Source organism: Arthrobacter sp. Edens01, from assembly GCF_001307035.1.
Taxonomy (GTDB): domain Bacteria; phylum Actinomycetota; class Actinomycetes; order Actinomycetales; family Micrococcaceae; genus Arthrobacter_B.
Genome location: NZ_LKIU01000002.1, coordinates 650,701 through 669,793 on the forward strand (window position 1 = coordinate 650,701; position 19,093 = coordinate 669,793).

The 19,093-nt window shown below is 65.9% G+C and carries 17 protein-coding genes; 10 read left to right on the forward strand and 7 right to left on the reverse strand.

All coding sequences use genetic code 11. The features are described from left to right. From AO716_RS03450 to AO716_RS03465, 4 genes are read right to left on the reverse strand one after another with little or no spacing between them, the layout of a single operon-like run. Positions 1-1,014: an AAA family ATPase gene (locus AO716_RS03450; protein ID WP_055239535.1), complete on the reverse strand. Its 1,014-nt coding sequence runs from the start codon at positions 1,012-1,014 to the stop codon at positions 1-3. Beyond that, the gene (locus tag AO716_RS03455) at positions 1,011-2,231 is read right to left on the reverse strand and encodes a DUF4350 domain-containing protein (RefSeq protein ID WP_055239536.1); all 1,221 of its coding nucleotides are present in this window, start codon (positions 2,229-2,231) and stop codon (positions 1,011-1,013) included. The genes AO716_RS03450 and AO716_RS03455 overlap by 4 nt, the downstream gene beginning before the upstream one ends. After that, positions 2,228-2,908: a DUF4129 domain-containing protein gene (locus tag AO716_RS03460; RefSeq protein ID WP_082413278.1), complete on the reverse strand. Its 681-nt coding sequence runs from the start codon at positions 2,906-2,908 to the stop codon at positions 2,228-2,230. Before AO716_RS03460 ends, AO716_RS03455 begins: the two co-directional genes overlap by 4 nt. A 6-nt stretch (positions 2,909-2,914) precedes the next feature. Further along, complete coding sequence (locus tag AO716_RS03465; RefSeq protein ID WP_055239538.1) at positions 2,915-4,222, reverse strand: proline-rich domain-containing protein; 1,308 nt, start codon at positions 4,220-4,222, stop codon at positions 2,915-2,917. A gap of 262 nt (positions 4,223-4,484) precedes the next feature. On the opposite strand from AO716_RS03465, the gene mtrA reads away from it, so the two are divergent. From mtrA to secA, 7 genes are all read left to right on the forward strand, one after another. After that, a complete protein-coding gene (gene mtrA / locus AO716_RS03470) occupies positions 4,485-5,162 on the forward strand; it encodes an MtrAB system response regulator MtrA (protein ID WP_055239539.1) in 678 nt (225 codons plus the stop codon). 34 nt (positions 5,163-5,196) lie between these two features. After that, positions 5,197-6,897, forward strand: coding sequence for an MtrAB system histidine kinase MtrB (mtrB, locus tag AO716_RS03475; RefSeq protein WP_055239540.1), 1,701 nt, complete (start codon positions 5,197-5,199; stop codon positions 6,895-6,897). Continuing rightward, a complete protein-coding gene (locus tag AO716_RS03480; RefSeq protein WP_055239541.1) occupies positions 6,890-8,599 on the forward strand; it encodes an LpqB family beta-propeller domain-containing protein in 1,710 nt (569 codons plus the stop codon). The genes mtrB and AO716_RS03480 overlap by 8 nt, the downstream gene beginning before the upstream one ends. A gap of 108 nt (positions 8,600-8,707) precedes the next feature. Further along, positions 8,708-9,499 carry a ComF family protein gene (locus AO716_RS03485; protein WP_055239542.1) on the forward strand — a complete coding sequence of 264 codons (792 nt, stop codon included), beginning with the start codon at positions 8,708-8,710 and terminating at the stop codon, positions 9,497-9,499. Between the two features lie 225 nt (positions 9,500-9,724). Beyond that, complete coding sequence (gene hpf, locus AO716_RS03490) at positions 9,725-10,447, forward strand: ribosome hibernation-promoting factor, HPF/YfiA family (protein ID WP_055239543.1); 723 nt, start codon at positions 9,725-9,727, stop codon at positions 10,445-10,447. A gap of 32 nt (positions 10,448-10,479) precedes the next feature. Next, positions 10,480-11,688, forward strand: coding sequence for a winged helix-turn-helix domain-containing protein (locus tag AO716_RS03495; RefSeq protein ID WP_055239544.1), 1,209 nt, complete (start codon positions 10,480-10,482; stop codon positions 11,686-11,688). A gap of 91 nt (positions 11,689-11,779) precedes the next feature. Continuing rightward, complete coding sequence (gene secA / locus AO716_RS03500) at positions 11,780-14,524, forward strand: preprotein translocase subunit SecA (RefSeq protein ID WP_055239545.1); 2,745 nt, start codon at positions 11,780-11,782, stop codon at positions 14,522-14,524. 40 nt (positions 14,525-14,564) lie between these two features. Here the strand turns inward: secA and AO716_RS17660 are convergent, their stop codons facing one another. Both AO716_RS17660 and AO716_RS03510 read right to left on the reverse strand, forming a co-directional pair. After that, positions 14,565-15,092 carry an Rv3235 family protein gene (locus AO716_RS17660; protein ID WP_055239546.1) on the reverse strand — a complete coding sequence of 176 codons (528 nt, stop codon included), beginning with the start codon at positions 15,090-15,092 and terminating at the stop codon, positions 14,565-14,567. A gap of 25 nt (positions 15,093-15,117) precedes the next feature. Further along, on the reverse strand, positions 15,118-15,894 hold the full coding sequence (locus AO716_RS03510; RefSeq protein WP_055239547.1) for a LysM peptidoglycan-binding domain-containing protein: 777 nt from the start codon (positions 15,892-15,894) through the stop codon (positions 15,118-15,120). Positions 15,895-16,089: 195 nt separating this feature from the next. On the opposite strand from AO716_RS03510, the gene AO716_RS03515 reads away from it, so the two are divergent. Continuing rightward, positions 16,090-16,638 (forward strand): hypothetical protein, encoded by a 549-nt coding sequence (locus AO716_RS03515; protein WP_055239548.1) that lies wholly within the window; start codon positions 16,090-16,092, stop codon positions 16,636-16,638. A 35-nt stretch (positions 16,639-16,673) separates the two neighbouring features. Here AO716_RS03515 and AO716_RS03520 read toward each other — a convergent pair whose 3' ends face one another. Beyond that, complete coding sequence (locus AO716_RS03520) at positions 16,674-16,904, reverse strand: helix-turn-helix domain-containing protein (RefSeq protein ID WP_055239754.1); 231 nt, start codon at positions 16,902-16,904, stop codon at positions 16,674-16,676. Between the two features lie 174 nt (positions 16,905-17,078). On the opposite strand from AO716_RS03520, the gene AO716_RS03525 reads away from it, so the two are divergent. Further along, complete coding sequence (locus tag AO716_RS03525) at positions 17,079-17,726, forward strand: SAF domain-containing protein (RefSeq protein WP_055239549.1); 648 nt, start codon at positions 17,079-17,081, stop codon at positions 17,724-17,726. Then, positions 17,723-19,033 (forward strand): AAA family ATPase, encoded by a 1,311-nt coding sequence (locus AO716_RS03530; protein WP_055239550.1) that lies wholly within the window; start codon positions 17,723-17,725, stop codon positions 19,031-19,033. Before AO716_RS03525 ends, AO716_RS03530 begins: the two co-directional genes overlap by 4 nt. The last annotated feature ends 60 nt before the right edge of the window (positions 19,034-19,093 follow it).

Genomic DNA, 19,093 nt, shown 5'->3' on the forward strand with positions numbered 1-19,093 from the left:
CTACCGGGGTACCGGGACAGTGGCGAGGATGCTGCCCAGCACGTCATCCACGCTGACGCCGTCCATCTGGGCTTCGGGCCGCAGCGCAACCCGGTGCCGCAGCGCCGGCAGCGTCAGGGCTTTCACGTCGTCGGGCGTGATGAAGGAGCGGCCGGAAAGCCAGGCCCAGGCCCGTGCCGTGTTCAGCAGCGCCGTGGCACCGCGGGGGGAGACGCCCAGCTGGAACGACGGCGCTGAACGGGTGGCGCGGACAAGGTCCACGATGTAGCCCAGCACTTCCGGGGCGGTTTCCACCCGCGCCACCGCTTCGCGGGCGGCCAGCAGGTCGGTTTCCCCCGCCACCGGACGGACGCCCGCTGCAGCCAGGTTCCGCGGGTCGAAGCCGCTGCCGTGCCGTCGGATCACTTCGATTTCGTCGTCGCGGCCGGGGAGCTCCAGCGTCATCTTCAGCAGGAAACGGTCCAGCTGCGCTTCGGGGAGGGGATAAGTGCCTTCATACTCAACCGGGTTCTGGGTCGCTGCCACCAGGAACGGGTCCGGCAGCTGGCGGGAGACCCCGTCCACTGTGACCTGGCGTTCCTCCATGGCCTCCAGCAGTGATGCCTGCGTCTTGGGAGGAGTGCGGTTGATTTCATCGGCAAGCAGGATGTTGGTGAAGACCGGCCCCTCACGGAAACTGAACTCGGAGGTCCGCCCGTCGTAGATCAGGGAGCCGGTCACGTCACCCGGCATGAGGTCCGGGGTGAACTGCACGCGTTTGGTGTCCAGGGACAGCGCTGCGGCCAGGGTCCGGACCAGCAGCGTCTTCGCTACGCCGGGGACACCTTCCAGCAGAACGTGGCCGCGGGCGAGCAGGGCAATGATCAGCCCGGTAACTGCGGCATCCTGTCCCACCACCGCCTTTGCGACTTCCTGCCGGACGCCTTGCAGGGCCCGGCGCGCGTTTTCGCCGGCATCGGACGAAACGCCGGGCGCCTCGGCGGAGCCGGAGACCGAAGGGTAGTGCTGGGTCATGATTCCGTTATCTCTTCCTCTAGGTAGAGCAGTTCCTGTGACCACGTCACGAGGTCGCTGTCGTTTGCAGGTGCGTGCCGGTTGAGCAGGGCGTCGATCTCGGACGCCGGGCGTCCGGTACTGCGTGCTGCCGCCTCCACAACGGCGGCACTGGTGCTGCCGGGCCCCAGCCGGAGCCTGGCCGCCAGGCGGACCATGGTGCCGGCACGCAGATTCGCCGCGGCGCGGTCCAGTGCCCTGCTGTCCTGGTAGAGACGCGCCCGGCCGTCTGCTGTCTCCGAAGCACGGACCACCACCGGCATGGGTTCCATTGCCAGCGGGCCCAGCCTGCGGCCCCGCCAGAATGCCGCGATTGCTGCCACGACCACAACCCACACCAGCAGGGGATCCACCCAGTCCGGAAGCAGGCTGAACGGGTTGGCAGGGGCATCGCCGGCGGGGATGTCGGACGGGACGGGCAGATACCAGACCAGGGTGCCGGCACTGCCGAGGGAACGCAGAGCCAGGGCCGCGTTGCCGTTCTCGGTGATGGTGCCGTTGGCAAGCAGTCCGGAGTAGCCCAGGACGGCAGCCGAGCCGTCTTCTTCGGCAGCGAAGAGGCCGGCCGGCTCCCCGGCACCGCCGGTCACGGGAAAGCACGTGACCGGGCCGCGGTAAGCCAGTCCGCCGGCGCTGACCGTTCCGGCAGCCTCTGCCGCAGGGTCCGCGCAGCGCGGACCGGTCACCTCACCGGTTTCGACAGTCTCTTCGGGGACCAGCCCGGCCTGGGAGATCCCTGGTGCCAGCCCGCGCAGCTGCGCAAACGTCGGTTCCACAAGAACGGCCTTCCCGGCAGCGGCACGCAGTTCAGCCAGCTGGCCGGCGCCGAGGTATTCGTTCGGATCGAAGAAGAGCAGGGTCGCATCCTGCGCGTCCAGGGCCCGCAGTGCGCTGTCGAAGTCCGGTGCCTGAACGACGTCGACTCCCCGTTCGCCCAGAACCCTCACCAGCGCCTGCGCACCATTGGGGGAGGGGTTGCCGGCGGAGAGCGGGGTGCGGTCGGCACTGGTGGAGGTCAGCAGGCTAAGCACGACGCCTCCGGCCAGTACGAGCGCCAGGATGATCCACAGCCGCCAGGCGCGGAACCGTCTGCGCAGCCGGGACGGACCTGCGGACGTACCGGAAACATTGCCCCCGACGGCGTGCCCCGCTGCGGTTTCCACCGCTGCGCCGCTCATTTCGGGACCGCCAGGGACGGCTGCGCGGTGCGCTGCGGGGCGGCAGGCGAGGAGCCCAGCAGGCGTGCATCAAGTTCTCCCGCGCGGCGGGCATCCTGCTCCGCGGCCTGGCCGCCGCCGTAGCGGACTTCATCGAAGCGGCGGCTGAGCCAAAGAATTTCCTCCGCCGCAGCCGGGAAGACTGCTGAGAGCGAAGCCCCCGCTTCATGGGCGGTCCGTCCGGGCCGGGGATCCAGGATGACCCGTTCCTCGGCAGAGCGCAGGATCGCCCGGAGCCGTTCGGCCAGTGACCTGTCCCAGTCGCCGGCGCGCAGCGCTTCCTCGGCAAGGGCCCGGTGGCTGACCGCGTCCTGACCGGTTTCGGCGTCGTCGAAAACCCCGTCCGGCCTGCGCCTTGCGTTCAGGCGCGGCCGGATGACCAGGATGGCAAGGGCCAGCAGCAGCAGGGCACCAAGGCCCAGCAGGAGGACACCGGTGGAAGCACCCACCCCCTGGATTCCTGACACCACATCAGCGAGCCACTCCAGCACAGCCGTCAGCGCCCGCTCCAGCAGGCCCGGCTGGGCCTCCTGGTATTCGGGCTTCGAGAGTTCGGACTGCAGCCAGTCGCGGGCCTGGTCAGCGTCAGGTTCCACCGGCACCTGCAGGACGGGTGCGGTACGAATGCTTGTCTCCATGCAGCCCTAGGCAGAACCGGGGTATGGGCTGCCCGGCCACTGGCCGGCCGGTGCCGGGGGCTGGTTCCGGCCAGGAACGAACTCAGGGCCGGAAGCCGCTGCGACTTCCTGGTCCTTCATCAGCGCAACGTCGAATCCCTCGCGGCGCATGCGCAGGTCGATGTACAGCAGCGACGTAACCGCCGCCTGGAAGGCGTATCCGATTGCGCCGAAGAAGGCGGAGACTGCCGTAGTAAGGATGAGCACCGGGATGACGGAGGAAATGTCGTCCGCTGCAGCCTCTCCCGTGCCGAAGGACGCGAAGAGCGTGATCAGCATGGTTATGGGAGTGCTGATCACTGAAACGATGATGGAAACAATCACGCTGGTCAGCAGAAGGATGCCGAAAGTGCGCCACCAGTTGCGCCGGGTGAGGGTCCAGGACCGGGAGACCGCAGCGAAGACTCCGCGGGGTTCGGCGACCAGGGCCGCCGGGGCCAGTGCCAGTTTCACCGAGAGCCAGGCAAACACGGCAATCAGCGCGAGCACACCGATAACGGTCAGGAACACCCCGAACGGGCCAAGGAATTCAATGACGAAGATCAGGGCGAAGATAAAGGCGACGATGCCTGCCGCCACGGCAGCGAACATCAGCAGGCCCAGTCCGGCAAGCCTCAGCATTGATCCTTTGGCCAGCCGCCACGTCTGGCCGAAGCCGGTCTTGAGGTTCAGGATTGCCCGGGCAACCGGAATAACCAGCAGCCCCTGCATGAGCAGGATGCCGATCGCGGAGACCACGGTCAGCGCCGTACCGCCGGTCAGGGCAGTAGCGCCCAGTGAGAGTGCCTGCTCGTCGGTGAGCTCCGACTCGAGGCCAATGTCCGAAAGCGGTGCCAGGAGTGACTGTCCGAAGATCACCGTCAGGACAGAGATGACGGCCTGGATGATGATTGCGGTGCCGAAGGTCGCTGCCGGGTTCCGGCGGCAGGCCTGGAAGGCACCGTCCATGATTTCCCCGAGACCGAGGGGACGCAGCGGAATGACCCCCGGCTTCGGGGGAGCGCTGTACGCGCCGGGCGGATAGGGACCCTGGGGGCCTGCCCCGGGGGCGCCGTAGGGGCCGGCGTTCCAGCCCTGCGGCCCGTACGGCGGGACGCCGCCCGGCTGGGACGGGTTGCCTGCCGGCGGACCCCACGGCGGCTGTCCCCACTGGGGCACCTGGCCCCACTGCGGCTGCTGTCCCCAGGGCGCCTGGGGCGGAGGGGAGGGCTCATGCCCGGCTCCGGGGCGGGGTGCGCCGCCGGGTTCGGGTTCGTTGTGATTGTCCTGACTCATCCTTGCGCCCCGCCTTTTTGGGTGATCGTCCTGTTTCTCCTAGTCCGACTATAGTTTCTGGACGCCGTGAGAGGGACCCGGCGGGCCGGACGGAAATATGCCGTTAGGGATGATAGGGATAACATGGGCTATTCCGGCATGCCTGGCTTCAGGCTGGGTGCCGCATGTCCGGTGAGAGCACACATCATGGCGTGTGGCTGCCGGACAGCCCAGGACGTCGAATGCCCTGGCAGGGCGGGAAAGTAACGGGGAACTGAAAAGCATGAAGGCACGGATACTGGTCGTAGACGACGACGAAGCGCTGGCCGAAATGATCGGTATTGTGCTTCGCAACGACGGGTTCGACCCCGTTTTCTGTGCCGACGGCGCCCAGGCGCTCGAGGTTTTCCGCAGCTCCAAGCCGGACCTCGTCCTCCTGGACCTGATGCTTCCCGGAATGGACGGCATTGAAGTGTGCCGGCAGATCCGTGCCGAGTCAGACCTTCCGATCGTGATGCTGACCGCCAAATCCGACACCGCCGACGTCGTTCGCGGCCTCGAATCCGGTGCCGACGACTACGTGCCCAAGCCGTTCAAGCCGGCCGAACTGGTGGCACGGGTGCGGGCGCGGCTGCGCCCGGTTGATTCCAAGGCACCCGAGACACTGTCCATTGGCGAGATCAGCATCGACGTCGCCGGCCACTCCGTTTCACGCGGCGCCGAGCGCATTGCACTGACACCCCTGGAATTTGATCTCCTGGTGGCACTTGCCCGCAAGCCCTGGCAGGTCTTTACCCGTGAGATGCTCCTGGAGCAGGTGTGGGGTTACCGTCACGCCGCAGACACGCGGCTGGTCAACGTGCACGTCCAGCGCCTGAGGTCCAAGATTGAGCGGGATCCGGAAGCACCCGAAATTGTCCTGACGGTCCGCGGTGTCGGTTACAAAGCCGGCCAAAACTAGTACCTTCCCCTCCGCCGGTGCGGAGGAGGGCAGTGTGCCGGACAGTTTCAGAACCCAGGTCCGCGCGCGGCTGCAGCGCGCCCTTGCAGCGGTGCGCCGGGGAGCTGAATCCGCGCACCGGGCCAGCACCGCCAAGGTTGCCGCCCGCTGGCGCACGTCCCTCCAGTTCAAGACCGTTCTTGCAACGCTGCTGCTGGTGACCGTGGCCGCAGGCGGGATCGGGGCCTTCCTTTCCAACCAGATCGCCGGCGCGCTGTATGAGGAACGCCTGACGCAGTTCCAGGCCGAAGCCAGTTCGGGCCTGAGCAGCGTGAAGGAGAACTTCCGCACCACTGCCGCGGTCGACAGGGAAAGCACCGAACGGCTCGTCTCCAATACCCTGTCCCTGCTTGAGGGCAGGGGAGCTGAGACACCCCGCAGATACCTGCTCACGCCGCTGCCGGACCAGGAAAACCTCTACGTTTCACCGCTCGGCGACGGAATAACCGCCAGCGGTATCCCCGATCCGCTGAGCGAGGCCGTCGCGGCGCTTGATCCCGAGGGTGAGGACGTCGTCCACTGGTCCGCGCTGGCGCTGGCCCACGGCGAACCCGGGCTGGCTTTCGGCACCAAGGTGACGCTGCCTCCTGACCGGTCCGAATACGCGCTTTACCTCATTTATGACCTGTCCACCATGCAGCAGACCCTGGACGACATCCACCGCATCCTCTGGATTGCCGGCGGACTGCTGCTGGTCATCATCGGCACCATCGCGTGGGTAGTGACCAAAGCAGGCGTCGGCGCCGTCAGCGCAGCGGCATCGGTTTCGGAGAAGCTCGCCGCCGGTGAGCTGCAGGAACGCATGGAGGTCAAGGGAGAGGACGAGGTCGCCCGTCTGGCAGCGTCGTTCAACCATATGGCCGCAACGCTGCAGGACCAGATCACGCAGCTGGCCCAGCTTTCGCGCATGCAGCAGGGCTTCGTCTCCGATGTCTCGCACGAACTCCGCACCCCGCTGACCACAGTGCGCATGGCAGCAGAGGTGCTCTACGATGCCCGGGACGGATTCGATCCGGTGTCCAAACGGTCCACCGAGCTGCTTTATCACCAGGTTGAACGCTTCCAGGCGCTGCTGGCGGATCTGCTGGAAATCAGCCGGTTCGACGCCGGTGCTGCTGAACCGGACCTCGAAGCCGCCGATATCCTCGGCATTGTCCGCGACGTCGTTGAAGCCACCGAGCCGCTGGCACTGAACAACGGTTCCCAGGTCCGCATTGTGTGCCGGGAAGAACGTGTAGTGGTCGACGCCGATCCCCGCCGGGTTGAACGGATCGTGAGGAACCTTGTGGTCAACGCGCTCGAACATGGAGAAGGCAAACCGGTCGAGATCGCCGTCGCCACGAATGCCGACGCCGTTGGCGTGGCGGTCCGGGACTACGGCATTGGAATGACCGAGGACGACGCAGCGCGTGTCTTTGACCGGTTCTGGCGCGCAGATCCGGCACGGGCGCGGACAACCGGCGGCAGCGGACTTGGCCTGGCGATCGCCGCCGAAGATGCCCGGCTTCACCGGGGCTGGCTGGAGGCCTGGGGCAGCCCGGGCGACGGCGCGTGCTTCCGGCTGACCCTTCCGCGGCGCCACGGAGAAGGTTTTGCAGCCTCTCCGGTGCCGCTCTCGCCGCAGGACACCGCGCTGCCGGCACCCCCGCGGGCACTTACTGCGGCCCCTGCCGAGGGGGAGGAATCCAATGCCTAGAGCCCACATTGCCCGCCGTACTGCTGCAGTGCTGATCGCCGGACTGCTCTTCGTCTCCGGCTGCTCCTCGATCCCGACGGTGGGGCCGGTTGGCACAGCCACGGCCAACGCCGGCGGCAACAGCCTGACAAACCAGCTCAACTACAGCCCGCCCGGGCCGCCTGAGGGAGCCGGCCCGCAGGAGATCATCGAAGGATTCATCAGGGCAGGAGTGGGCGCCGCCGAGGACTACAGCGTTGCCCGCGAGTACCTGACTCCGGAACTGACTGCATCCTGGGTGCCCAACGAGCGTGTGGTTATCTACGGTGCGGACCCCAACATAGTCCCGCTGCCGGAACCAAATGCCTTCCAGATCCAGCTGGAAGTGGTCGGTTCGGTCAACGCCAAGGGAATCCGCACGGTGTCCGCACCGGGGACAACCGAGACGATCCAGGTTCGGCTTGTGGAGCAGGACGGCCAATGGCGGATCAACGGCATACCGAACGGCGTGATGATCTCCGACGTAACGTTCCCAACCGTTTTCCGGGCACACAACCTGTATTTCTACTCCAGCACGTACCGCTACTGGGTGCCGGACACCCGCTGGTTCGTCCAGCGTTCGGGCATGGCGGCCTCAGTGGTAAATGCGATGCTTGCCGGCCCGGCCCCTTATCTCGAAGGCGCGGTCACCAGCGCCTTCCCCGTGGAGACAAAACTTGCCCGCGACGCGGTCCCGGTGGTTTCCGGGGTGGCTACCGTGGACTTCTCCGCTGAGGTCCTGGAGGATTCCACGGACCTCAACCGGCAGCAGATGGAACTTCAGCTGCAGCAGAACCTGCGCCAGCTCAACAACGTCAACTCTGTGGAGATGACCGTCAACCAGCGGGCCGTTGATCTGGGGCCCGAAAGCAGCGAGCTGCTGCCGGTTCAGGCTGATCCATCGGTAGGGGACACCCAGGTGGGTGTTCTGGGGAAGGAACTGGTCTTCTTCCGTGACCGGCAGGCGAAGGGCATTGAGAACCTGCCGGATGTCTCCGAATACGGCCCGCGGGATCCGGCCGTGTCCGTGGACCTGTCAACCATCGCTTTCCTGTCGGGTGACCGCAGCACCCTCCTGGTAACCGGCCCGGACAAGGACGTAGCCCAGGTTGCAACTGGCAGCGGGCTCAGCGGGCCGAGCATCGATCCTGAGGGCTGGATCTGGTCTGCCGCGGAAGCTGGTCAGGGGAGCAGGCTCATCGCTGTGGGGCCGAACCTTGCGGCATCCACACAAGCCGGACTGACTCCTTCCTGGCTCGCAGACATGCGTGTCCGGGAACTGCGTATCTCCCGGGACGGGGCGCGCGCCCTGCTTGTGGTGGAGCAGGACGGCGCATCCCGGGTCCTGGTCGCCGGCGTCGTGCGTTCCTCGGACGGCACCCCGCAGACACTGACCACCCCCCTGGAACTGTGGACGACCGAGCCGGTCTCCACAGCGGTCTGGGCCGGTGAAAACCGGGTCGCGGCACTGCAGCGGGGACAGGATGACGCACTTACCCCGGTGGTCCTTGATCCGGCGGAAGACAACCGTGAACTGGCAGACTGGGAGGGCAGCTTCGGCATCAGCGGAGGCGACGGGCCCGAGGATATTTTCCTGCAGACCGGAGAAGCCGTTTACAAGAAGCTCGGCAACGGCTGGATCCGCGAGATCGACGGAATCCGGGACCCGTCCTTCCCCGGCTAACGCCACCGGCCCTGCACAGGTCCGTCCGTTTCCCGGTACCCGTCCCGTGTTTCCGGAATCCGGTCCCCTGTCCCGCAGCCAGCAGCGGGCAGGCGCGATCATGGGCGCATGGCAGCACTTAGGAGACTCGAGGAACTGCTCGCCCTGCCTGGGCCGGCAGCAGCCGCCGCAGCTTTGAATGAACTGCGCTCGGTGCTGCTGCCGGTGGAATGCGTTGCCTGCGGAACCCCGGACGCGTCGCTTTGCCTGCCCTGCCTGGCAGCCTTCCGCCAGGCCACCCTGCGCCCTTTCGACGCATCAGAACGGGCTGCCATGCTTCCCCGCCATGAAGAAGCGGATCATCTTCCTTTGCCGGTGACCGCCGCCGGACGTTACGGGGCAGAACTGGCAAGGGTAATGCTGGCGTACAAGAACCACGGGCACACAGACCTCACAGGCATCCTTGCCGAAGCGATGGCCCGTGCCCTTTACAGCGCGCGGTCATCAGCAGCCCACAGCGGGCACCTGGCAGTGGTGCCCGTCCCGGGATCTTTCCGGGGCAGGACCAGGCGCGGGTATGACCCACTGGAGCTGATCCTGGCGAAGATAGAGCGGCGGGGCCTGCTTCCCGCAGGAACAGGCATTCACCGCTCCCTGCGGTTCCGGCCGGCGGCTGCAGCAGCCGGAGTGCTCGGCCGGAGCAGAGGCGGGCAGAAGACGCTGAGGGCCCGTGCACGGCGCCGGAACGTCCACGGAACCATGACTGCCCGCCCGGTTACGCTCCAGGGGGCCACAGTGCTTGTTGCCGACGACGTTCTGACTACCGGGGCGACGCTGGCCGAAGCTGTCCGGGCACTCCGTGCCGCCGGGGCACACGTAGCCGGAGCGGTGGTAATCGCGGCGGTGCGTGCTCCGTCCTGAGCCAATCGGGCAGGCCGGGGCATATAAGAGTCCGGCCGCCGAAAACTCAGCCCGCCGAAGCACAGGCGGACACAGCGGCCAAGGTCAGAAGGTGAATTAACCTTCCCGGTGATCTAACGTGTTGGGTATGGATTGCTTCAAGAAATGGAGCGGTCCTGCGGCAACGGCCGCGAAGGAAACTGGCAGCGGCCGTTGTTGTGTCACCGAAGAATATTGGAGGGCACCATGGAATTCATGATCAGCGGACGCAATGTTGCAGTATCCGATCGGTTCCGTCAGTACGCCGCCGAAAAAATCGGCAAGGTCGAAAACCTCGGAGACAAGGTACAGCGGGTGGATGCCCGGGTTACCAAGCACGAAAACGTCCGTGAGGCGGATAGCTCCCTCACCGTGGAATTGACCGTACTCGGCCGTGGACCAGTGGTCCGTGCAGAGGCCTCTTCCGCTGACAAATTTGCAGCCTTCGATCTGGCTTACGGCAAGCTGATGGAACGCCTGCGCCGCGCCAGCGACCGGCGCAAGGTGCACCGCGGCCGCCACACCCCGGTTCCTGTCCGGGTTGCCACCGCGGGGCTGGAGCCAGTCAGCAGTTCCGAACCGCTCTCGTCCCAGTTCGCGGCCGCCGAGCCGGCCCCGGCCGAGAGCAGCGAAACCGACCAGGACATGCAGACCGGCGACTGCCCGGTCCTCATCCGTCGCAAGGTCTTCCCGGGTGCCCCCATGAGCCTTGACGACGCCGTCGACAACATGGAACTGGTTGGCCACGACTTCTACCTCTTTGTCGACGCTGCCACCGGAGCACCGTCCGTGGTCTACCGCCGGAAGGGGTGGACCTACGGCGTTATTACGCTGGATTCCAAGTGCGCCGAAGGGGCCGAGGAGATCCGCGAGGAGATGCGCGGCTACCGGGACGCCACGCCGGCCAAGGACGTGAACGCCGGCGCCTAGGGGCCAGTGCTCGCCGGTCCTAGGATGGGTGCATGCCAGCAGCCTTCTCCCTTGACCGGGCACGCCGCACCATCCTCGGTGCCCAGCAGCTAGCCAAACCGCGGCCCGTCCGCCCGACTTCCGGGCAGGCGGGCCGCGTTTTTGATGCGCTGGCGCTGCTGCAGATTGACTCGGTGAATGTGCTGGCCCGCAGCCACTACCTACCCCTCTTTACCCGGCTGGGCGCCTACGACCGGGCTGCCCTGGACCGGATGTCCACCCGGCATCCCCGCCGGATGGTTGAATACTGGGCCCATGAAGCCAGCTTCATCCGCCCGGATCTGTTTGCAGACCTGCGCCAGTGGCAGCGCCGGACCTGGGTGCGTGCCACCTCGATGCCGGAGGAACCGCGCAGCCAGCTCACTGAAGCTGTGCTGGGCCTCCTGCAGCAGAAGCATCCGCTGTCTGCACGGGAGGTGGAGACCGTCCTTGGTCATGGCACACAGCCCGGCACCAAGTCATGGGGCTGGAACTGGACTGATTCAAAACGCGTCCTGTCGGACCTTTTTGAACAGGGACTGATCTCATCGGCCGGACGGGGAACAGCCTTTGAACGGCTCTATGCTCCCGCAGCCGCAGTGCATCCTGACGGCGAAGCGGCACTGGAGCCGGCGGACCGGGACGAGGCCCTGCTGCGGCTAACGGAAACGGCGGCACGGGCAATAGGCCTGGGGACGGCACCAATGCTCGCCGACTATTTCCGCCTCCCGCTGCGGGACACGCTCGCCGCAGCCCGGCGCCTTGCACTGCAGGGGCGTTTGGAGGAAATCACAGTCGAGGGATGGAAAGATCCGGTCTTCCTTCACCCGGAGGCAGGGACACCGAGGCGGTGCCACGGGCGCGGCCTGCTGAGCCCCTTCGATTCGCTGGTCTTTGACCGGCGCCGGCTGCAGGCAGTCTTCGGTGTCCATTACCGGATCGAAATCTACACACCCGCCCACAAACGCCAATACGGGTATTACGTACTGCCGTTCCTCCTGCGCGAGGCGATCGTGGCACGGGTCGACCTGAAAGCCGACCGGGCCGGCCGGGCCCTGCTGGTCCAGGCAGCCCACAGCGAGCCCGGTTCCCCGGACGACACGGCCGTTGAGCTTGCCGCGGAATTGCGGCTAATGGCACAGTGGCTGGGGCTCGCAGAGGTTATGGTAAGACCTGTGGGCAACCTTGCGCCCGCCCTGAAACTGGCAGTTGACCGTGGATGACCCCCATGCGGGAACCAAGGCGACCTGCCGGACGTCTCTCACGTAGACTGGGGACGCCAGATTTCGGCAACACTAGATTGGGAGCAAATCAGTGGCATCACTTCTCGAACGAGTTCTTCGCACGGGTGACAAGAAGACGCTGAAAACACTGCGTAACTACGCCGATGCGATCAACGTGCTCGAGGACGAGTTCAAGGGCATGACCGATGCCGAACTGCGCGCCGAGACGGATAACCTCAAGGAACGCCACGCGGACGGTGAGAGCCTGGACGACCTGCTCCCCGAGGCCTTTGCCCTGGTCCGTGAAGCAGCCGGCCGGACACTCGGCATGCGGCACTTCGACGTGCAGATGATGGGCGGCGCCGCCCTGCACCTGGGCAACATCGCCGAAATGAAGACCGGTGAAGGAAAGACCCTGGTGGCTACGGCCCCGGCCTTCCTCAACGCACTGACCGGCCGCGGTGTCCACGTGGTCACGGTCAACGACTACCTCGCTGAATACCAGTCAGACCTGATGGGCCGTGTCTTCCGCTTCCTGGGCATGTCCACCGGCTGCATCCTTGCCAACCAGGATCCGGCCACCCGCCGTGAGCAATACGCAGCGGACATTACCTACGGAACCAACAACGAATTCGGGTTCGACTACCTGCGCGACAACATGGCCTGGAGCTCCAACGAGCTGGTCCAGCGCGGACACCACTTCGCAATCGTCGATGAAGTGGACTCCATCCTCATCGATGAGGCGCGGACCCCGCTCATCATCTCCGGCGCCGCCAGCGGCGATGTCAACCGCTGGTACACGGAGTTCGCCAAGGTAGTGCAGCGGCTGACGCTGGACGTCGACTATGAGGTCGATGAAAAGAAGCGCACCGTGGGTGTGCTGGAGTCCGGCATCGAAAAGGTCGAGGACTACCTCGGCATTTCCAACCTCTACGAAGCTGCGAACACACCCCTGATCGGTTTCCTGAACAACGCCATCAAGGCGAAGGAGCTCTTCAAGCGGGACAAGGACTACGTCATCCTCAAGGGCGAGGTCCTGATCGTCGACGAGCACACCGGACGCATCCTCGCCGGGCGCCGCTACAACGAGGGCATGCACCAGGCCATCGAGGCGAAGGAAGGGGTGCAGATCAAGGCCGAGAACCAGACACTGGCGACCGTCACGCTGCAGAACTACTTCCGCCTCTACGAAAAGCTCGCGGGCATGACCGGCACGGCCGAAACTGAAGCCGCCGAGTTCATGAGCACCTACAAGCTCGGCGTTGTACCCATTCCGACCAACAAGCCGATGGCGCGCCTTGACCAGTCGGACCTGATCTACAAGAACGAAGTCGCCAAGTTCGACGCCGTCGTCAAGGACATCGCCGAACGGCACGCCTCCGGCCAGCCCGTCCTCGTGGGCACCACCAGCGTGGAGAAGAGTGAATACCTTTCCAAGCAGCTCGCCAAGGCCGGCATCCGGCACGAGGTCCTGAACGCCAAGAACCATGCGCGTGAAGCGGCCATCGTCGCACAGGCCGGCCGCAAGGGTGCGGTTACAGTGGCAACCAACATGGCCGGCCGCGGTACCGACATCATGCTTGGCGGTAACGCAGAGTTCAATGCCGTTGCGGAGCTGAACAGCCGCGGACTGGATCCCGCCGAGGACCCGGAGGCCTACGAAGCAGCCTGGCCTGCCGCCCTTGAGAAGGCACAGGAAGCGGTTGCTGCCGAGCACGACGAAGTTCGTGCGCTGGGCGGACTCTACGTGCTGGGCACCGAGCGCCACGAGTCGCGGCGAATCGACAACCAGCTGCGCGGCCGCTCCGGACGTCAGGGCGACCCGGGTGAATCCCGGTTCTACCTGTCGCTGACCGATGACCTGATGCGCCTGTTCAACTCCGGCGCAGCAGAGCGGATCATGAACAGCTCCTCCATGCCTGACGACGTCGCGCTGGAATCGAAGCTCGTTTCCAAGGCCATCCAGAACGCCCAGGGCCAGGTTGAGGCCCGGAACGCCGAGCAGCGCAAGAACGTCCTGAAGTACGACGACGTTCTCAACCGCCAGCGCGAAGCCATCTACGGGGACCGGCGCCGCATCCTCGAAGGCGACGACCTGCAGGAAAAGATCGGGTTCTTCCTCGAAGACGTGATCACCGCCGTCGTCAACGATGCAACGGCCGAAGGACACGGCGATGACTGGGACCTCGAGACGCTGTGGAAGAACCTGAAGATTGTCTACCCCATCGGACTCACCATCGATGAGGTCATCGACGAGGCAGGCGGCCGTTCCAGCCTGACCCGGGACTTCCTGCTGGATGAAATCCTCTCTGACGCCCGGCTTGCCTACCAGGCACGCGAAGACGCCATCGGCTCGGCCGCAATGCGCGAACTCGAGCGGCGTGTTGTCCTCTCTGTGATCGGCCGGAAATGGCAGGAACACCTCTACGAGATGGACTACCTCAAGGAAGGCATCGGCCTGCGGGCGATGGCACAGCGCGATCCGCTGGTTGAGTACCAGCGCGAAGGTTTCGTGATGTTCCAGACGATGATGGAGGCGATCCGCGAGGAGAGCATCCGTTACCTGTTCAACGTTGAAGTCCAGGTCACCCAGCCCGCAGCCCCCGAGGCGCTGCAGGGAATCAAGGACGCACGCGGCGTCGTTGGCGCCCCCGTGATCAAGGCTCCGGGTCTGGACGCTCCCGAGCGTCCGGCCAGCCTGCAGTTCTCTGCACCGAACAGCCAGGGCCAGGTGGAGACCCGGGTGGAACGCACAGCCGCGGCGAAGCCGGGCAGTGCACAGTCCCCGTCTCCTTCCCGCAAGGACAACCGCGCCAAGAAGAAACGGCGCAAGTAGCGTCACCCGATTTCCAGGGCCGCAACTTTCCAGAGTAGCGTCACCCGATTTCCAGGGCCGCAACTTTCCAGAGTCCGCGCCGCAGCTCCAGACGGAGAGCTACGGCGCGGACTCTGTCCGTTTCTGCCGCGGCAACGGCGGTTTCGTAGACCCCGGGTGCCACCGGGCACACGCGGACCCTGAGGATTCGCACGTTCCGGTGCAGCCGGGTCCCTTCCCGCCCGCGGACCAGGTTGGTACGCAGCTGCAGCCGTTCAAACTCCTCAAAATCCATCCAGCGGGCCAGCTGCTGAAGCGGACGTGTTCCGGCGAGGACCTCAAGCGCCCCCATTGTGACTGAGCGGGAGATTGCCTCAATCCGGGCGTCGTCTTCCGGGGAGCTGGACCAGTTCGCTTCCGTCTTAGCCGGGGCGGGGCGCAGTTCCCTTATGACGGCCGGATGCCGCTGCGGGAGGACCGGTGGGGCCTGGCCAGGCACGGTGCTGAATACTGGAAGGGGTTCTCCGCTGGCCCTGGACAGTTCCGGGGAAGCCTCTCCCGGCGCGGGGAGAACGATCAGGATGCTCATGGGGGTGTCCTTTCCGATGGACCAGTTAGTAGTCAGCGGGCGGGGGAGGGACAGCCAGAACCTGTCCGGGGATTATCACGTTCGGATCCGGGCCGATGACAGAACGGTTGAGGTGGTACCAGCGGGGCCAGTGCCGGGAAATCTCCGCCTCGGCCGCAGAAGGACCGAGCTGTGCTGCGGCCAGCGCCCACAGCGTGTCCCCGGCCGCAACGGTGACGGTTTCGGCGGTCTGGGCAGGCCGCGGGGCGCGTGGGATGAGCAGCGAGCCGTTCAGCTGGCCGGAAGGCTGCCACGTAGGGTCTGCTGCCGGAGAGGAACGGGTGGCGGCGTCTGCACCGGCAGCTGACGGGCGCCAGACTGGATCCACCGGGGAAGAAGCAACAGCACCGATCGACGTCGTGTTCTCAGTGCCGCCGGCCAGGGCTGGAAGGGGAACAGCCACCAGCTGCAGTCCGAGCGCTGCCGCTGCCAGCCTCCGCAGGAAGGCCGGGCTCAGGCGGCCGACGGCTCGGGCTGCCCCGGGGTTGCCGCTGCGCCAGAGGATCGCTGCGATGAAGCCTGCCGCAAGGCCCGCGGCCCACCAGAGCAGAACCAGGAGGCCGAGGAAACTGGCGCCGAGTCCGGCGCAGGTCTGAAGGTCCGGCAGGGAAAGTGCAGATCCCGGGGCCCAGGGCCACAGCCCACGGGGATCCGCGCCAAGCTGGGTCCCTGCCCAAAGCAGGAGTGCGCCTAGCCCCGCTGCAGTGACGGCGAGAACCAGGTCCTCAAGGACCCTGCCTGGTGCTGGTCTGTCCTGAGCCATGGGCACCTCCGTGTTTGTTGCTCGATTCGGTTTCTATGTGTTTGATGCGTTTACCGTGCTCGTGGTTTTTGATGTGGTTTGGTGCAATTTCGTGCGATTTGGCAGAACTTGATGAAGGTTGATCCCCTTTACTACAGACTGATGAGCGTCCTGTCCAGAGTGGTGCGGCCGAAAAGGGCACGTTAGCCTTGCCCGATGAGGTGGGAGGCTTTGTTCACGGATTTGGAGGCGCAGCTTGCTGCAGCCGGCCAGGCTGACCTTGAGGCGGAAATAGCCGACCGGCAGCGGGGAGAAGTTGCAGGGCTGGACCTGGCTGCGAGGCTCCGTGCGCAGCGGGGCAGGAGCCTGAGCGTCTACCTGGGGCTGGCCGGCGGACCGTTGAACGGGGTTCTGGGGCAGCTGGGTGCTGACTGGTTCCTGCTGGAATCAGCAGCGGGTTCGCATGTAGTGGCGCTTGACGCGGTGTCCATGATCGAGGGAATGAACCGATATTCAGTCCAGGCCGCACCGACTGTGCAGCTGCGTTTGGTCTCCGCATTGCGTGGTCTCGCGCGGGACCGCTATCCGGTTGGCCTGCAGCTCCGGTCAGGACAGCAGCCGCTGCACGGCAGTATTGACCGCGTCGGGCGGGACTTCCTGGAGTTCGCAGCAGTGGAGCCGGGCGCGGCCCGGCGGCGGGAGAACATCTCCTCTTACCGGGTGATCCCCCTGGGGCAGGTGGCCGCGGTCAGTACTATCCGGTAACAGGCCTCGGGCGAGGCTGGGATCTTCGGGAGAGGCTAGGCTTCTGCGCCCTCGTCCTGGGGCAGCGCAGCACGCGCAGCTTCGGCACGGCGGTAGGCACCGGCGATGTACTCCTCGAGCTTGGCGGTTTCGACCCGCCACTGGCCCCGGCCTCCGACCTGGATTGCAGGCAGCTCACCGGACCGCACCAGCGCATACGTCTGGGACGAAGAGATGTTCAGGACCTCGCCCACGTCAGCAAGTGTGAGGAACCGTTTCTCCACCATTGCGCCCACCATCAACCCTTTCCGGCATTTTCCCCGCCGTGGCAAGTCTGCCACCAGAGTGCACCGCGCAGCTGTTATCCACATTTTCCGGGTTCCACCCGTTTCCATACTGCCTGTTCCGGGCCACAATGACCTCCAACACTCCGCAGGGAGGCTGAAAACCAAGGGGGAAGTATGAGTCTCAAGACGGCGGCGCCCGCCGCAGCTGCGCCGCGCCTGAAAAAACCGTCGTGGAAGGATCCGCGCCTGCTGCTCGGAATCCTGCTTGTCCTGGCCTCTGTGGCGGGAGTCAGTGCCCTGCTGGCGAGCCAGGACAGGACAACGCAGGTGCTGGCTGCCTCACGGGACCTTCCGGTAGGAACCGCCCTGAAGGCAGCAGACTTTGACGTGGTCCAGGTGTCCCTCGGCGGGCTTGAAGGAACGTATGTTTCCGCCGGGGACCCATTCCCGCAGGACGCGGTGGCGGGAAACCTGCTGCGGAGCGGAGAGCTGCTGGTCAAAGCGGACCTCACGGAGGCAGACAAACTGGACCGCAAGCCCCTCGGCCTGGATGTTCAGGCGCCCCTGCCCAGCGGAATCCGCGCCGGAGACAGGGTGGATGTCTGGGCCTCCCTCCCGAACGGGCAGAACGGCTACAGCGAACCCCGGAGGCTGCTTGAAGCGGCAGAAATCTCCGAGCTCTCTGTGTCGGATTCGGTAATCGGGGGAGCCGATTCAACCCGGCTCCTGGTCCTTGTGGAGGACCAGGATCTGCCTGCGCTGCTGGGTGCTCTGTCCAATCAGGCGAAGATCGCCGTCGTTCCGAATCCTTCCGCGGGATGAGCGCCATCCCGGTGGTGACCTCAGGCAGCGGGACGGCGGACCTGGTGCAGGGGCTCGAGCGGCTTCAGGGCCCCGTTACCGTGATTCGCCGCTGCACCGAACTTTCGGAGCTCATAGCGGCCTGCCAAAGCGGTATGGCGCGCGCTGCGATTGTTGACGACGACGCCGGCGAGCTGACTGCCAGCCTCGCAGACCGGGTGGCAGCAGCGGGCGTGGCGCTTGTGGTCCTCGCCGATGACCAGGCAGCGCGCAGCCGGTTCGAGCAGCTCGGCGTCCGCTGCGCGTCCCGGAACCTCGATTCACCGGCGCTGGCTGAGCTCGTGGCCTCGGCTGTCCAGTCCATGGAGGCCCGCGGCAGGGAAGAAGGTGCGGCATCCGCGCTGGCAGACCCGGCCGACTCCCTGCGTTCCTGGGAACTTGCCGGCGGCACATCCGGAGGAAGCTCTGACTCGCAGAATCACCGGCAGGGAAAGATCGTGGCGGTCTGGGGTCCGGCAGGCAGCCCCGGGCGAACAACCCTGGCCGTCAACCTGGCCGCGGAAGCCGCTGCTGCGGGCAGTCAGGTGCTCCTTGTAGACGCAGACACCTACGGGCCCAGCGTCGCGGCAATGCTGGGACTGACAGAAGAATCGGCTGGCCTCGCGCAGGCCTGCCGGCTGGCTGACCAGGGCCTGCTGGAACCGGCGGGACTGGAGGCGAGTGCGGTCCAGGTGGACGTCAGGGCGGCCCGTCTGCGGGTCCTGACCGGAGTTACCCGCGCGGACCGCTGGATAGAAATCCGGGGTACGGCGCTGGCCCGCGTACTTGAAGAGGCCAGGAGCCTCGCGGAGATCACGGTGGTGGACTGCGGGTTCAGCCTCGAAGCAGACGAGGAGCTGAGCTTTGACACTATGGCCCCTCGCCGCAATGCAGCAACGCTGGTGGCCCTGGAGCACGCGGATACGGTTTACGCGGTCGGGGCGGCAGATCCGCTGGGCGTGCCGCGGCTGGTCAGGGCGCTCGCAGAGTTGGAAAACGCTGTCCCGTCGGCTTCCCCGCTGGTTGTGATGAACAAGGTGCGTGCTTCGGTTACCGGCAGGTCTCCCGAACGCCAGCTCAGCGAGGCCTGGGCGCGGTTTGGGCCCGGCCAAATCGACGCGTTCCTGCCGGCAGACTGGGATGCAGCCGACGCCGCGCTGCGTTCCGGGGCAGTACTCCTTGAAGCAGCACCGTCATCCGCCCTGCGAACAGCGATTGCGGCACTGGCAAACGTTCCTGCAAGTGGCCGCGTCAAACGGCGCAGACGGCGCCGGATTCCCGCAAAGTGACCTTTTCTTTCCCAAAGGGATAGGCTCGTATCAAACGGGCCGCAACGGAGCGGTCTGTAC